General features: G+C 74.6%; 11 protein-coding genes. 8 read left to right on the top strand and 3 right to left on the bottom strand.

Going from position 1 to position 14,678, the window contains the following annotated elements:
* Nucleotides 1-8: 8 nt before the first annotated feature.
* Complete coding sequence (locus WME97_RS11210; protein WP_437551891.1) at nt 9-491, bottom strand: hypothetical protein; 483 nt, start codon at nt 489-491, stop codon at nt 9-11.
* 326 nt (nt 492-817) lie between these two features.
* Here WME97_RS11210 and WME97_RS11205 point away from each other — a divergent pair, with 326 nt between their 5' ends.
* The 5 genes from WME97_RS11205 (at nt 818) to WME97_RS11185 (ending at nt 8,206) form a co-directional block, all read left to right on the top strand.
* Nucleotides 818-1,438, top strand: a complete 621-nt coding sequence (locus WME97_RS11205; protein ID WP_437551890.1) for a LysE family transporter — start codon at nt 818-820, stop codon at nt 1,436-1,438.
* 89 nt (nt 1,439-1,527) lie between these two features.
* Nucleotides 1,528-3,807 carry an iron-containing redox enzyme family protein gene (locus WME97_RS11200; RefSeq protein WP_437551889.1) on the top strand — a complete coding sequence of 760 codons (2,280 nt, stop codon included), beginning with the start codon at nt 1,528-1,530 and terminating at the stop codon, nt 3,805-3,807.
* 9 nt (nt 3,808-3,816) lie between these two features.
* Nucleotides 3,817-5,823 carry an asparagine synthase (glutamine-hydrolyzing) gene (gene asnB / locus WME97_RS11195; RefSeq protein ID WP_437551888.1) on the top strand — a complete coding sequence of 669 codons (2,007 nt, stop codon included), beginning with the start codon at nt 3,817-3,819 and terminating at the stop codon, nt 5,821-5,823.
* Nucleotides 5,820-6,785, top strand: coding sequence for a diiron oxygenase (locus WME97_RS11190; RefSeq protein WP_437551887.1), 966 nt, complete (start codon nt 5,820-5,822; stop codon nt 6,783-6,785). The genes asnB and WME97_RS11190 overlap by 4 nt, the downstream gene beginning before the upstream one ends.
* Complete coding sequence (locus WME97_RS11185; RefSeq protein ID WP_437551886.1) at nt 6,782-8,206, top strand: phospholipase D-like domain-containing protein; 1,425 nt, start codon at nt 6,782-6,784, stop codon at nt 8,204-8,206. Before WME97_RS11190 ends, WME97_RS11185 begins: the two co-directional genes overlap by 4 nt.
* A 5-nt stretch (nt 8,207-8,211) precedes the next feature.
* Here the strand turns inward: WME97_RS11185 and WME97_RS11180 are convergent, their stop codons facing one another.
* A complete protein-coding gene (locus WME97_RS11180) occupies nt 8,212-9,000 on the bottom strand; it encodes a CPBP family intramembrane glutamic endopeptidase (RefSeq protein ID WP_437551885.1) in 789 nt (262 codons plus the stop codon).
* Between the two features lie 210 nt (nt 9,001-9,210).
* Nucleotides 9,211-10,563 carry an MFS transporter gene (locus WME97_RS11175; RefSeq protein WP_437551884.1) on the bottom strand — a complete coding sequence of 451 codons (1,353 nt, stop codon included), beginning with the start codon at nt 10,561-10,563 and terminating at the stop codon, nt 9,211-9,213.
* Nucleotides 10,564-10,927: 364 nt separating this feature from the next.
* Between WME97_RS11175 and WME97_RS11170 the strand changes: the two genes are divergently transcribed.
* From WME97_RS11170 to WME97_RS11160, 3 genes are all read left to right on the top strand, one after another.
* Entirely contained in the window at nt 10,928-12,211 is a 1,284-nt protein-coding gene (locus WME97_RS11170) for a hypothetical protein (protein ID WP_437551883.1), read from the top strand.
* Nucleotides 12,212-12,368: 157 nt separating this feature from the next.
* Nucleotides 12,369-13,598, top strand: a complete 1,230-nt coding sequence (locus WME97_RS11165; RefSeq protein ID WP_437551882.1) for a hypothetical protein — start codon at nt 12,369-12,371, stop codon at nt 13,596-13,598.
* A complete protein-coding gene (locus WME97_RS11160) occupies nt 13,599-14,630 on the top strand; it encodes a diacylglycerol/lipid kinase family protein (protein WP_437551881.1) in 1,032 nt (343 codons plus the stop codon). It abuts the gene before it with no gap.
* The last annotated feature ends 48 nt before the right edge of the window (nt 14,631-14,678 follow it).

Genomic DNA, 14,678 nt, shown 5'->3' with positions numbered 1-14,678 from the left:
CATGGAGTCTACCCCCGCCGCCGATTCTGCTGTGCGCCGACCCAGGCGCCGAACAGGGTGCCGCCGATCGTGAGGACAGTCGTGACGAGCGCCAGCGTCACGGATGTCCCGTCTCCCACGAGCACCCATCCCAGCACGAGCGAGAGCGCGATGAGCACCCACGCCAGCCGGTACTCCATGTGCCGCGCGGTGCGGGCGCAGGTGTAGCCACCGATCGCGGAACCGAAGGTGCCGATCACCGTGAGGGTGATCGTGAAGCCCTCCGAGGGCGACGTGAGTGCCTTCGCGAGACCGTCGTCGGTCGCGCCCATGGAGGCAAGGAACACCGCATAGGCGAACAAGAACGCAGTCGCGAGCACCATCGTGAGCCCGAGGTCTGCGAGCAAGCCGAAGAGCAGCGCCTTGCCGGCGGATCCGTGCGCCCGCGCCGGCCCAAGGCTGAGGCTCGCCTGCGGGGGCTGGAAAGGATTGGGGGCCGGCCTCTCGCTCATGGCGGGGGCAGTCTCGCCGCTTGCGCTCCTCGCGGTCAACGGGCCGGGCCGCCCGCCTTCGCTCCCTCGCAGGCCGCCGGCATCCCCGGGCCCGCGACGCGTCGCGAGAGCCGCCGTATTCACGTACCAGTATTCGGTCGCCGCGCTGCAATTACCGACATTCAACTGGTCTCCTTGTTGTGTGAATGAACCTCGACCCAGCGCCGCCGGCCATACCCCTCCTGGCTGCGCCAGCGGAGGCCAAATCGTCTCAAGGGGCATGGATCCGCGCTCAAGCGAAAGCACGAAGTGCACGCTGATGAAGTGCACGCTGATAATGATGAACCATGGCGCTCGCGCTGGTCGTGGGGTTCCTGCTCGGCTCTTTCGGCTCGATCCCGGCGGCGGGGCCGCTGGCCGTCCTGCTGGTGGCCGCCGCGCTCGCGGGGCAGTCCCGGCGCGTCTTGCTGCTCGCCATCGGAGGAGCCCTCGCGGAGGGGCTCTGGGCGCTCGCCGCGGCGCGCGGGCTCGGGTGGGTCCTCGAGGCGCACCCCGCGATCGATCGCGCCCTGCGGACGGGCGGCGCCGCGCTCGTCGTGGCGATGGGCCTCGCCCTGGCGCTCGCGCCTCGGCGCGCCGCCGAGGCGCCCTCCTCCGGGCGCGCGACATCGGCGCTCCTGACCGGGTTCGTCCTCGTCGCCTTCAATCCGTCGTTCCTGGCGTCGTGGATCGCGTCGTGCGCTGTGCTCCGCGCGTACCCTGCCCTCGCGCCAGCCGTCGCGCCGGCCCACGCGGCCGCGCTCGCGGTGGGCGCAGCCGTGGGCGTGGTGAGCTGGTTCGCGACGCTCGGGCGCTTGCTGGCGCGCTACCGCGAGCGGCTCGGCGCATGGCACGGGCACCTGGTGCGCGGCCTCGGGTGGGCGCTGGTGGCGCTGGGGCTCGCGGGGCTCCTGCAGCGGCTCGCGTGAGATCCGTGCCCTGTATGGACGCCGGTCGCGCGCCCGCATAACGTCGTTCGGATGCGGGTAGACGCCGGCAGCCTGCGTCGTCCGGTCGTATGAACGCCCTTCATACCGTCGCATCAGACCGCGCGGCGAGCCCTGGATCGCGCGCCTCGGTCGCGTCGCCGCGCGCGATCTACCGCAGGCTGCGGGCCGACGAGCCGGCCCCGGAGGATCTCGCGGACGAGCCCGCGCCGGAAGCCGCGGCCCCCGGCAGCCTCGACGCGTTCTTTGCGGCCCTGGCCGCGCTCCGCGACGAGGACGAGCGAGGCGCCGCGCCCGGCGACGAGAGCGCCGACCCGGCGCGGGTCCTGCTCGGCTACGCGCCGACCGCGATGCTCGACGGGTGCTGGCTCGCCGCGGCGGTACGCGTGCGCCACGCGGACGGAGCGCTCGGTGCGGCCTGCCTTGACGCGTTCTATCTCGAGTGCGGCGAGGGCGACCCCGCGCGGCACCACGGCGCCCTATACGGCGCCGCGCTGGCCGCCGCGGGGCTCGCGCTGCCCGATCTCGGGAGCCCCGCCTTCGAGCGCTCCGTCTGCCTCGCCGACGCGGACTTCGCGCTCGCGATCCCGGGACTCCGCGCCGCGCAGCTCGGGGCCGCGAGGCTGCCCGAGGCGCTGGGCCACCACGCGGCGGCCACGGTGCTGGGCCCGCCCGCAGCGGTGCGCCAGGCTGCGTCGCGCGCGCGCTGCGACGGCCTGTATTTCGCCGAGCACGCGGAGGGCGCGGAGACGGCCCGCCGGGCCCGCGATCTGGCGCGGCGGTGCCTCGAGGCGTACGCCGCGGGCGGGGCGCCGGACTGGTCGCGCGTGTGGCGCGGCGCCTGGTCGCTCTGGGCCGCGCGGCGCGCGTGGCTGGCGTCGCTCCGGCCCGCCACCGCGCCGTCCGCGTGGGAGGCGATGCTGGCGCTCGTCGAGGCGAAGGCGCGCCACGCGTTCGGATTTCACGGCCGCGTCCGGATCGACGGACAGGCGCTCGACGACGCGTTCGATCCGGCGCGGCTCGACGCGCGCCGCGTCCTCCTGCGCCTCGCGCGCTCGCCCTGGATCGTGCCGGGGAGGCCCGACGAGAGCCCGCTGGTCACCCGCGCCGTGCAGTTCGGCGGGCCGATGTTCGGCGTCTTCACCGACGCCGAGGTCGACGTGATGCGCGCCTGGATTCGCGCGCTGATCGAGGCGCCGGAACCTCCGGCCGCCCTCCGCGCGACGCGCGTCGCGGAGGAGCGTGAGGGCTCGCCGCGCGTCGATCACGAGGGACCCTCGATCGACGTGAATCGCCGAGGCGGATCCACGCCTCGCGCGCAGGTGCGCGCAGGGCTCCCTCTACCGGAGCTGTACCACCGGCTGCTCTGCGCCCGCGGGCCCGGGGACGTGGACCGCGAGGCGGGCGCGCTCGCGCGGGCACACGTCGAAGCGATGCTCCGTGAGGTGCACACCGAGGTGTCCCCCGCCCGGCTCGCCGCGGATGGGCGCTGGCCCTGGTCCGCCGCGGGGCTCTCGCGCTGGGTCGACGCGCGGCTGCGCGAGCAGATCTTCGAGGAAGGGCACCCCCACGCGCGGTCCACGGTGGGACCGCATGCGGCCCCACACCCCGCGCGCGACCCCATGCAGCCCCCGGACGACGCGGGCATCGCGCGCGAGATCACGCGTGGCGAGGCCGTCTGGCTGCTCACCCAGCTCGCGCCGGCGGCCGTGATCGACGGCGCCTGGCTCCAGGGCATGACGGTCCCCGGCGCGCTCCACACGCCGGTCGCGTCGCTCCTGCTCCGGATCTACCGCGACGAGCTCGGTGCGGGCGTGCCCGCCCAGCACCACGGCAACGTGCTGCGCAGGGCGCTCGCGGAGCAGGGCGTGACGCTGCCGCCGTGCGACGCGCGCGCGTTCATCGAACGACCCGACTTCCTCCCGCAGGCGTTCTCGATGCCCGTGCTCTGGCTCGCGTTCGCGCAAGGGTCCACCGAGCTCTTGCCCGAGCTGCTCGGCCTCAACCTGGCGATCGAGATGGCCGGCATCGGGCGCGGGTACGCGATGGCCGCCGCGATCCTGCGGCGCCACCGGATCGACCCGTACTTCTTCGACCTGCACAACACGATCGACAACGCCGCGTCGGGCCACACCGCGTGGTCGATCGAGGCCATCACGCGGTTCATGGACGCCTGCGCGGCCCCCGGCGACGCGCTCGCGATCGAGCGCGCAACGCTGCGGATCTGGCGCGGATACGCCGCGTACGCGCGCGCGAGCCGGGCGCTCGTACGCGCCGTCGCGGTGCGCCTCGGCCCCCGCCTCGGCTGGCGCTGGCTCCGGCGGCATCTGCTCGGGGACACGGGGAGGTAACGCTCGATCATGTGCGGCATCGTCGGAGCGCTGGACCTCGCCGGGCGACGCACGTTCGATCCGGCGCGCCTCGACCGCATGGCGGCGAGCGTGCGGCACCGCGGCCCGGACGACGGCGCCTCCTTTTCAGCGCCAGGGATCGCCATGGCCACGCGGCGCCTCGCCATCGTCGACGTCGCAGGCGGCCGCCAGCCGATGGCCGACGCGGGCGGCCGCGTGTGGGCCTCGTACAACGGCGAGCTGTTCAACCACGCCGAGCTGCGCCGCGAGCTCGCTGCGCGTGGGCACACGCTGCGCACGCGGTGCGACACCGAGCTGTGGCCCGGGCTCTACCTCGACGCGGGCGAGGGCGCGTTCTCCCGCGCGCGCGGGCAGTTCGCCGTGGCGCTCTGGGATCGCGAGGCGCGCACGCTGCTGCTCGGCCGCGACCGGATCGGGATCTGCCCGCTCCACTACGCGGAGGCGGACGGCTGGCTCCTCTGGGCCTCGGAGATCAAGGCGATCCTGGCGAGCGGGCTCGTACGCCCCGAGGCCGATCCGGCGGGCATCGACCACGTCTTCTCGCTGTTCGCCGCGGGCACGCAGCGGACGTGCTTCCGCGGCGTGCGCTCGATCTGGCCCGGGCACTACCTCCGCGCGCAGGGCGGCGCGGTGGAGCAGCGGCGCTACTGGGACCTGGATTTCCCGGCCCAGGGCGAGGAGCGGCGCGTCGCCTCGCTCGACGCGCTGATCGAGGAGACGCGCGCCTGCCTGCGCGACGCCGTGCAGCGCCGCCTCGTCTCCGACGGCCCGGTGGCGACGTACCTGAGCGGCGGGCTCGACTCGACGCTGGTGCTCGGCCTCGCCCGGGAGGCCCGCGGCGACGCGCCCATCGCGTCGTTCACCGTCGGCTTCGACGGCGCCGGGCCCGACGAGCGCCGCCGCGCGACCCGCAGCGCGGCGCGCCTGGGCGCGCGGCTCGAGACCCTGGTGCCCTCGCCGACGGAGATCCTCGAGGCCCTCCCGCGCGTGGTGGAGGCCGCCGAGGGCCCCGTGATGGACACGGCCGACGGGTGCGTGCTCCTCCTGGCCGAGCGCGCCGCGCGCCGGGGGTTCAAGGTCGTGCTCACGGGCGAGGGCGCGGACGAGGCGATGGGCGGCTACGTCTGGCACAAGACCCACCGCGCCATGGAGCGCCTCGCCCGCGTCCACCCCGCCCTGCCACGCGCGATCCGCACCACGCTGGCCGAGCTCGCGGCGCCCGGCACACCCGCGCCCACGTTCCAGGACCATTTCGGCGACGTTCGCCCGAGCCTCCTCGACCTGTACGAGCCGCTCTCCCGCGCGCGCTGGCTGTTCTATTCGGATACGATGGGCGATCGCGTCGCGGGCCACGACCCGTTCTCCGAGCTCGACATCGCGCCGGCGCGGATGCGCCGCTGGGATCCGCTGAATCGGTCGCTCTACGTGGAGTACAAGCTGATGCTGGCCGGACACCTCCTGGTGGGCAAGGGCGACCGCGCGGCGATGCGCTCGGGCGTGGAGCACCGCTACCCCTTCCTCGACGAGGCCTTCGTCGACCTCGCCTGCGGCCTCTCGCCGACGTACAAGCTCCGCGGGCTGCGGGAGAAGTGGCTCCTGCGCGAGGTGGCGCGGCGGGTGCTCCCGCGCGACATCGCCGACCCGCCCAAGGGCATGTTCAAGGCCCACGCGCTCTGCGCGCTCGGGCCCCAGCCCCGCTGGATCGCGCAGCTCGTGAGCCCCGAGTCGCTGCGCAAGACGGGCTACTTCTCGCCCGCGAAGGTCGCGCGCGAGCAGCGCTTCCAGCGGATCCTGCCCGCGCTCGCCCCGCGGAGGATCGTCGCCGACGGGAGCTACACCGCCGTGGTCACCACGCAGCTGTGGCACCACCTCTTCCTCGGCGGCGGGCTCTGCGAGCTGCCCACGTGGTCGCCACCAGCGCCCGCGGCCGGCCCAGCGCCCGCGGCCGCAGACGAGCGCCCGGTCGCGTCGACCGAGAGGACGGTGCCATCGTGAGCCTTCAGATCTCCGCCGATCCCGCGCTCTCCGGCCACGAAGGCAGCCCTCGGACGCCGCCCCACGACGGAGAGGCCGCCGCGAGGGAGGACCGGCTCCACGCGGCGGTGCGCCGGCGCTGGGAGCGCATCGACTGGACGCGCCCGATCCCGCCCGAGGCGCTGGTGATCCCCGAGGCGCACTACATGGACGTCGCGGGCCTCGGGCTCACCGAGCGCCAGCGCGTCGCGATCAACCGGCTGTTCGCGTGCTTCACGTGCGAGCTGTTCATCCACTTCGAGGGCTACGTCATCCGGTACCTCGAGCGGTCGGCCCACCGCGCGCCGTACCTGTCCGCGCCCGTCGTCGCCCGCTTCGTCGCCGAGGAGCGCACGCACGCGGAGATGTTCGGCCGGCTCCTGCACAGGCTCCGGCCGGATCTCTACCCGACCGACGCGGCCCCGCCGCGCTTCCTGCGCTGGGGCCGCGGTGACGACGCGGCGCTGCGCCTCGCCCCGGCGGGCACGTTCTTCCTGCTCGCGTGGTACTTCGAGGAGATCACGCTCTTCGTGCCGCGGGCGATCGAGGCCCGGCCTGACCAGAGCGCGGCGCTCGTCGCCGAGATCATGGCCCTGCACGCGCGCGAGGAGGCGCCGCATGTCGCCATCGACGAGCGCGTGCTCCTGCACCTGAACGAGCGCTGTCCGCGCTGGCTCGCCGCGATCCAGACGGCCCTCGCGCTCCCCTTCCTGGTGTACGTCGACGGCGTGGTCGGCGACGCCTGGCGCCGCCTGGTGGCCTCGGCCGGCAGCGAGCTGGGCCTCGACGCCGCGCAGCGGCGGCGGCTCGGCGCGCGCGCCCCGACGCAGTCCGATCGCTGGGGCACCGAGAGCTTCACGCGCAAGCTGGAGGGCCGCGGGCTCGCGGGAGCGCGGCCCCTCTGCTGGGCGCTGCGGCGCGCGCTGCGCACGGATCCCGCGTGAGCTCCGGGCTCGCGTACATCGGCGACAGCCACGGCATCCTCTCAGCGTGCCGCGACCTCATCGAGGCCGCCGAGCGCAGCGTCGTCCTGCAGATGTACCTCTTCGCGGCGAACGGCGACCAGACCACGCTGCTGCCGCGCCCGGGCGCGTTCCCCTACGCCGACACCGTCGCCGACTGGCTCATCGCCAAGAAGCGCGCGCGGCCCGACGTGACCATCGTCGTGATCCTGGACAGCAACACGCCCGCGAACCCCGCCCTGACGCGCCGCCGCGGCGTGCTGGTGCGGAGGCGCCTCGCGGACGCGGGCGTCCTCGTGCTGAACGCCTGCCTGTTCGGCGCGCGTTTTGACCGGCGCCGCCGGCTCCTGCCCCGGATGAACTTCCACCTCGACCACGCGCGCGGGCGCGCGCCGATCGAGGACTGGGTCGAGCACCAGAACCGCTGGCAGGTGCTGCACAACGTCGAGGACCACCGGAAGAACCTGGTGATCGACGGCGGGCGCGCCGGCGCGATCACGTCGCACAACTTCATCGACGCGGCGTTCGACTGGCACGAGAACCTGTTCTGGCTGACGGGCGCCGTGGCCCGCCGGCTCTGGCGCGTCGCGATGGCGGCGATCGGCGAGGCGCTCACCCTCCCGCAGGCGCTCGGCGCCGAGGGCCGCGCCGCGCTCCACGCGCTCGTCGCAGACGCCGCGCGCGCCGCGCGCGAGCCCGACGATCTCGGGACCGAGGGCCCCTCCCTGACGCCCACGCTCGCGCCGGTGCCGGGGTACGCCGGCGGCCTGCGCGTCCCTCTCCCGCCGCCCGGCGCGCTCACCGCAACGGGCGACGAGACGTGCGCGCTCGTCGAGCACGAGGCGATCCGCGAGCGCCTCGCGGACCTGTTCGACGGCGCGGAGGCGGGCGACGAGCTCCTCGTCGCGACCACGTACCTCTCGGACCTGCCGATGCTCGAGGCGCTCGATCGCGCGGCGGCGCGCGGCGCCCGGGTGCGTGTGCTCATCGACTCCATCGACGCGCTCCCGCTGCCCCCCGCGGCCGGGTGGCTCATCCGCAACCTGGTCAATCACCACGGGATCACCCGCGCGCTCGAGGCCGAAGCGCGGTGGCCCGACCGCTTCGCGCTGCGCGTGCACGACTCGCGCGGCGGGGCGATGATGCACCTCAAGACCGCGGCGCGGCTGGGGGCTCGGCCGATGCTCGTGGGCGGCCAGGCCAACTTCACGCCCAACTCGTTCTCGCGCGCGTGGCTCGAGACCGACCTCGAGACCCGCGATCCGGCCTTCGTCGCCGCGTTCGCGGCGCACTTCGAGCGGCTCTGGGATCTGCCCGCCTCGCGGCGCGCGCCCCGCGGCCAGGGGTCGTGGGCGCGCTCGGCGCTGCTGGGCGCGTTTGATCTGCTCGGCCTCCGGCCCTGACGCGCTCAGCGGAGCATGCCGATCACCAGGGCGGCGATCGTCGCGTCCGCGACGATGTGCGCGAGCACGGGCGCAAGGAGCCCGCGGGAGCGCTGCCGCAACAGGCCCAGCATCACGGCCCAGCTGCCCGCCAGGAAGACGCCCAGCAGCCCCCGCGGGAACCCGTGCGCGTGCTGCGCGCCGAACGAGGCGGCCTGCAGGACCACCGCGACGCGCGCGCCCCACGCCGCAGCGAGGCTCGGCTGGAGCACGCCGCGCCAGATCACCTCCTCCAGCGTGGCGTTCAGCACGGCGAAGACCGCGCCTCCCGCGATGAGCAACGGCGTCGACACCTGGAGCAGCTCCGAGCCGGTGATGTCGCGGAGATCGGGCCGGGCGAGCGCGAGCCACCCGACGAGCGCGACCGGCGTGACGCCGCCGACGAGCGCCGTCCAGCGCTTCGGGAGCCCGCCGGCCGCGCGCCAGCCCTCGGGCGGGCGCAGCGCGGGCGCGAGCCGCGCGAGGCCGCCGTAGGCCGCGAGCGCCAGGATCATGGCGAGCTGCCAGACGACGCCGAGCCGCATCGCCACCACGATGCACGCCACGAGCGCCGCGACGGCGCGCGCCGGCCCCTGCGCCACGCGGGCCGCGAGCAGCGCTACCAGGGCCGCGACCACGGCGACGGCGAGCGTCGCGCGCGGGAACGCGGGCGCGTCGAGCGCGGCCTGGAGCGCCAGGAGGCCGAGGGAGACCAGGCTCAGCGCGCGATCGACGCGCGCCTTCGGCTCGGAGAAGGCGGACGTGGGCTCTTGCATCGGGATCGCGCGGACGAGTCCTATCTACGTGGTTCCACCCGCCGGAGGTCCGGACAGAGGGACAGAGAGTTCAACGCAAAGGCGCAAAGACGCAAAGGCGCAAAATGCAGGACATTTTGTCTTTCTTGCGTCTTTGCGTCTTTGCGCCTTTGCGTTGAATTCTCTCTTCGCTCGCGACGCAGATCCCTCGCGGGATTCCGACCCGCGGCCCTAGTCGCGCGGCACCAGGCGCGACAGGACGACCCCCGGGATCGACGCCGCGAACGCGATCGCGAAGAAGGCCGTGAACCCCGCGCTGGCGGCCAGGTAGCCGCTCGCGCTGCCGGCGAACGTCGCGGAGACCGACATGAGCGCCGACCCGATCGCGAAGTGCGACGACTTGTACCCGTCCACGCAGCGCCGCATCAGGAACACCGCGAGCACCGCCGTCCCGACGCCGGCGGCGAGCTGCTCGAGCGTGACGAGCGCGACGACCCACGGGAGCGCCGGCCGCGCCCACGCGAGCGCCACGTACAGCAGGATCGCCAGGCTCTGCACGAGCGCGATCGGGAAGATCGTCCGCGCGAGCCCCCACCGCTTGATGATCACCCCGCCGAGGATCGAGCCGGCGATCGAGACGACCGTCCCGACCCCGCCGACGTTGCCGCGCGCCGCCGTGTCGAGGCCGAGGCTCTTCAGCAGCGGCGACGACATCGCGAACATGAGCGCGTCCCCTGCCCGGTAGCAGAGGATGAACGCAAGGCTCGACGCGATCTGCGGCTGCCGCAGGTACACACGGAACGGCTCGATGTAGCGCCGCAGCCCGGTCGCTCCGGTCGCTCCGGGCGCGGCGCCGGCCCCGGGCGTCGCGGCCGGGCGCGGCAGCCCCGCGGCGTGCCCGATCGCGAGCAGCGCGAGCCCGCCTGCCGCGACCGCGAACGCCGCGCCAAAGGAGGCCCAGCCCGCGAACGCGACAAGCAGCGCGCCCGCGAGCAGCGCGAGCCGGTACGCGCCGACCCGCAGCCCGGAGAACGCCGCCTGCGCGTCCTTGTCGAGCGCCTGCAGGTAGAAGCCGTCGACCGCGATGTCGTGCGTCGCCGCGGCGACCGCGACCGCCCCGAACAGCGCCGCCACGAGCCATATCGCGCCGCTGTCCGCCGCCGCAGCGAGCCCGAGGACGATCGCGACAAGCGCGATCTCGACCGCCACGAGCCAGCGCCGCGGGCTGCCGTGGAGGTCGACCAGCGGGCTCCAGAGGAACTTGAGGTTCCACGGGAGCCCGTAGAGCGACGTCAGCCCGATGATCTCCAGGCTCGCCCCCGCCGCCGTGAAGAACTCCCCCGCCACCTTGTGCGCGATCGCGTAGGGCAGGCCCTCGGCAAAGTAGGTCGACGAGATCCACAGGCCCCGGCGCGCCCCTCCCGCCACCGCGCCGGGCGCCGCCACCGCGCCGGGCGACGCCGCCTCACCGGGCGCGTCCGAGGAGGCGTCACGCCTCGGCGCCTCCGCTCCCGGCTCGGGCAGCGCGGCGCGCGCCGCGGCCGCGGGCTCAACGGGCTTGTGGGATGTAACGGCAGCCTCCACGCCTTCTCCGCACCCTTACACGATGCGTCCCGGGACGGAGCAAGTTCCAGGACGCCCGACCGCCGCGCCCGACCATGGAAGCAAACACGACGCCGTGAGGCCGCGACGCCGTGAGGCCGTGAGGCGGCGAGGACGCAGCGGACGCCATCGCGAGCGACGCTGTGGTATCGGTCCGGCATCTGGTTTAAACGGTGAACTGCATGCGACGGGCTCACGCTCCCTCGGTGTCCCCCTGCCGTCACGGCGGCGACGCCGATCGTGGCGCTTCGTGCCGCTCCGGCCGTGCGGCCGCGCTCGCGCGCGCCGACCTCGCGCCGACGCGGCCGGCGCCTTGCTCATCTCCGGTCTTTCCGAGGGAGCCAGCGTGAACGAGTACACCCGGCGCGAGGAGGTCCGCGCCACCTTCATCGCCTCGGCCATCCTCGTGCTGTGCATCGCCGTGGCGGTCCTCCGGCTCGTCACCGTGGAGGGCAGGCTCGTCCCCGACCCGGGCGCGCGGCGCCAGGCCGAGGAGTCCGAGGCCCGCGTCGCGCCCGCGCGGGCGTGCGCCCTCGCCGGCGAGAAGCTGATCGTCGAGATCGACCTGTTCAAGGCGGCAGCGAAATCGGCGCGCATGCCCGACCCGGGCGAGGCGCCCCCCGCGCCGCCGCCGCCGCCGGCGACGAGCACGAAGGGGCGCGCGCCCCGCAACGCGCCGCCGCCGCCGAAGCCCAAGGAGCCGGACAAGCAGGGCGCGTGGGCCTCCGCCCAGCCGCTCTACAAGCAGATCAAGACCCTGTCGGGCTGCCGCGAGGCGACCGAGGCGCTCCTCGGGGCTCGGGTGAACGCCATCCCCGCCTGGGAGGCCATCGCCAAGGCGGCCGCGATCACGCCGCCGGGCGCCGCGGAGGCCGAGCAGTTCGAGGCGGCGAAGCAGCTGCTCTCGCTCGTCGCCGACATCCCGGCCGACAAGGTCGCGCAGGCCACGAAGGACGCCGAGGCGGCGTTCAAGGCGAACGCGGAGCGCGACCGGGATCGCGCGCTCACCGCGATGGTCCGCGAGCCGCTGCCGCAGGGCGTCTTCTCGCGGCGCGTGGCCGTGAGCGTCGGCGTCGGGCTGACGGTCTGCGCTCTCTTCATCAGCTACCTGGGCGTGCGGGCCGCCTCGATGCGCCGCCTCGCGACGCTGCTCCCGCTGCGCGACGCGGTCCGCAGCGGGCGCCCGGGCATGCAGGCCGCGGAGATCCTGAAGACCGCCGCGACGCACAACAGCGGCGAGCCCGGCCTCGTGATCGGCGCCGCCATCGGCGGGTTCTCCGCGGCCCTCCTCGCCCCGAGGGACGCCGACCTGTTCGTCGCGGGCGTCATGGCGGGCCTCCTCATCGGCCTCGGCGCGCAGTGGGCCTTCCGCCTCGCCCTCGGCGCGGGCCGCTGGCGCGCCCGCACCACGGAGCTCGCCGAGGTCGAGAAGCCGGCCATCCCCATCGTGCTCGTCCTGAGCGGCGTGAAGCCCGGCCTCGAGCTCGAGTTCATCCAGTTCCTCCGCTCGCTGCCCCCCGCCGACGCCGCCGCGGCGGTCGAGAAGCTCGCCTCCCAGGCCGAGGAGCGCATCCTCGCCGCCGCCGACGCGGGCGCCGCCCTCACCCACGGGAAGCCGCCGCCAGGGTGACGCCGGCAGCGTGACGCCGGCCGGCGCAAGGGGTCGCGCCTACCCTCCGCACGACCACAGAACTCCCGCGGGGTGTCCCCGCGAACACAGCGCGGCGGCGGCCCTGCACCGAGCGCTCGATCCGCACGCCGTTCCATGGAATGGAGGCGCTCCCGACATGAGACACCCCCTGCAGGCCCGCCGGCCGTCCGGGCGATGGGCGCTCCTCTCGCTGCTCGCCGCCACCTGGTGGCTCGCCGCGCCCCCTGCAGCAGCGCAGGACACGGCCACTCCGAAGGCCGCCGCGCCGCAGGCCGACGACGCTCCGCCCGCGACGCACGCCGCCTCGCTGCAGGCCGACGGCCCTCCGGCCGCCGCGCAGGCCGCCGCGCCGCAGGCCGACAGCCCTCCGGCGGAGGGCGGCGCGCCCTCGACGGACGGAGCCGCCGGGGCCGGCGCGCCGTCGGGCGGCGCGGGCGGCGCCGGCGGCGCGGCCTCGGACGCGCGGGATCCGGCCGAGCGCAGCGCGGCGCGGCGCGACAGGCCCGGGGCGACGAGCAGCCGCGCCACCCCCTCGAAGAAGCGCCGCGGGGACATCAACCCCTGCATGACGCCCGATCCGGGCTGGGGCGTCTACGACCGGTGGTCCCGCGCGCCCTCGATCGGGCAGATGATCATGCCCCACCGGGGCGGGGTCACGAAGCGCGGCGGCTTCGACGTCATCATCCACTTCCACGGCCACGAGGCGCTCCGCAAGGAGTTCGTGAAGACCGCCGAGGGCGCCGTCCTCGTCGGCATCGATCTGGGCATCGGCTCGGGCGCGTACTCGAGCGCGTTCTCGGCGCCGTACGTCTTCGAGAACCTGCTCGACAGCATCGAGCGCGCCGTCGCGAAGAAGACCGGCAAGAAGAAGGCCTACATCCGCAAGCTCGGCCTCTCGTCGTGGAGCGCCGGCTACGGCGCCGTCGAGCAGATCCTACGGCAGCCGGCCGGCAAGCGGGTCGACGCCCTCGTGCTGCTCGACTCGCTCCACGCCGGGTACGCCGACGAGCAGCAGCACAAGCTCAAGGTCGCGCAGATCGAGCCGTTCATCGCGTTCGCGAGGCGCGCCGCGGCGGGCGAGGCGTTCATGTTCATGAGCCACTCCTCCATCCTGCCGCCCGGCTACGCGTCGACGGCGGAGACGGCGGACTTCATCGTGCGGCAGCTGCGGGGCAAGCCGAGGGGCTCCTCCCGCGCCGACGTGCTCGGCCTCGACATGATCCAGCGCTTCGACCGCGGCGACTTCCACGTCCGCGGGTACACCGGCGACGACAAGCCCGATCACTGCGCCCACCTCGGCCTGATGGCAGATGTCGTGCGGGTCCACCTCAACCCGCGGTGGAAGTCGCCGCGAGGCCGGCGCTAGATGGGCGGCATCGGCGTCATCATCAACCCCCGCTCGCGCCAGAACCTGAGCGATCCCCGCGCCGCGGTCCGGCTCGCGCGCGCGCTCGGAGACCACGGCGTCGTCCGCGCCGCGCGCTCCCGCGAGGATCTCGCCCGGATCGCGGAGGACTTCAGGAAGCTCTCCATCGACGTGCTCGGCATCTCCGGGGGCGACGGCACGAACCACGTGACCATCACCGGCTTCCTCGACGTCTACGAGAACGAGCCGCTGCCGCCGATCGCCTTCCTGCGCGGCGGGACGATGAACACCGTGGCCAACGCCGTGGGCGTCCCCCGCGGGCGCCCCGACGGCCTGCTCGCGGGGCTCATCGCCCGCTACACCGACCGCGGCCGGCACCCGCTGCGCTGGATCGAGCGCCACGTGATGCAGATCGGCGCCCACTACGGCTTCATCTTCGGCACCGGCTGCGTCCACGGCTTCATCGCCGAGTACAACCGCAGCGAGGAGCGGAGCGCGCTCTGGGCCGCCAAGGTCCTCGCCCGCGCGAGCGCCGCCGTGCTCCTCAACACGGGCACCCAGGTCGCCGCGCGCTGGCAGGGCCGCGTCCACTTCGAGGACGGCTCCGCGTTCCCGGACCGCGACTACCTCGCCGTCGCCGCCGGCACGGTGGACCAGATCGGCCTCGGGTTCCGCCCGTTCCACCGCCACGACGAGCGCCCGGAGAGCTTCCACATGCTGGGCATCCACACCTCCGCGCTCGGCTTCGTCAGGAAGCTGCCCGATATCTGGCGGGCGCGGCCGATGGGCGAGGCGCACACGTTCGAGAAGATCGCCCGGCGCGCGGTGCTCGAGGCCAGGTCGGGCGTGGTCCACTACGTCTGCGACGGCGACGTGCACGAGCACGCGGGCCCGCTCACCGTGCGCATCGGCCCGCGGGTGAAGATCCTCGTGGAGCACAAGTCCGGCCATCGCCCCGCCGGCGCACGGCGCACGTCGCACGATGTGTGCGCACGCGGCGAGCACGCGCATCCCTGCGGAATCGTACGCTGATCATGCATGGATCACGCGCTGACCATGCGCCGACGGCGCGCCGGCGCG

Origin of the sequence: Sorangium sp. So ce367 (assembly GCF_051520455.1) — a bacterium.
Taxonomy (GTDB): domain Bacteria; phylum Myxococcota_A; class Polyangia; order Polyangiales; family Polyangiaceae; genus Sorangium; species Sorangium cellulosum_B.
This window is presented reverse-complemented; position numbering and strand designations above follow the sequence as displayed.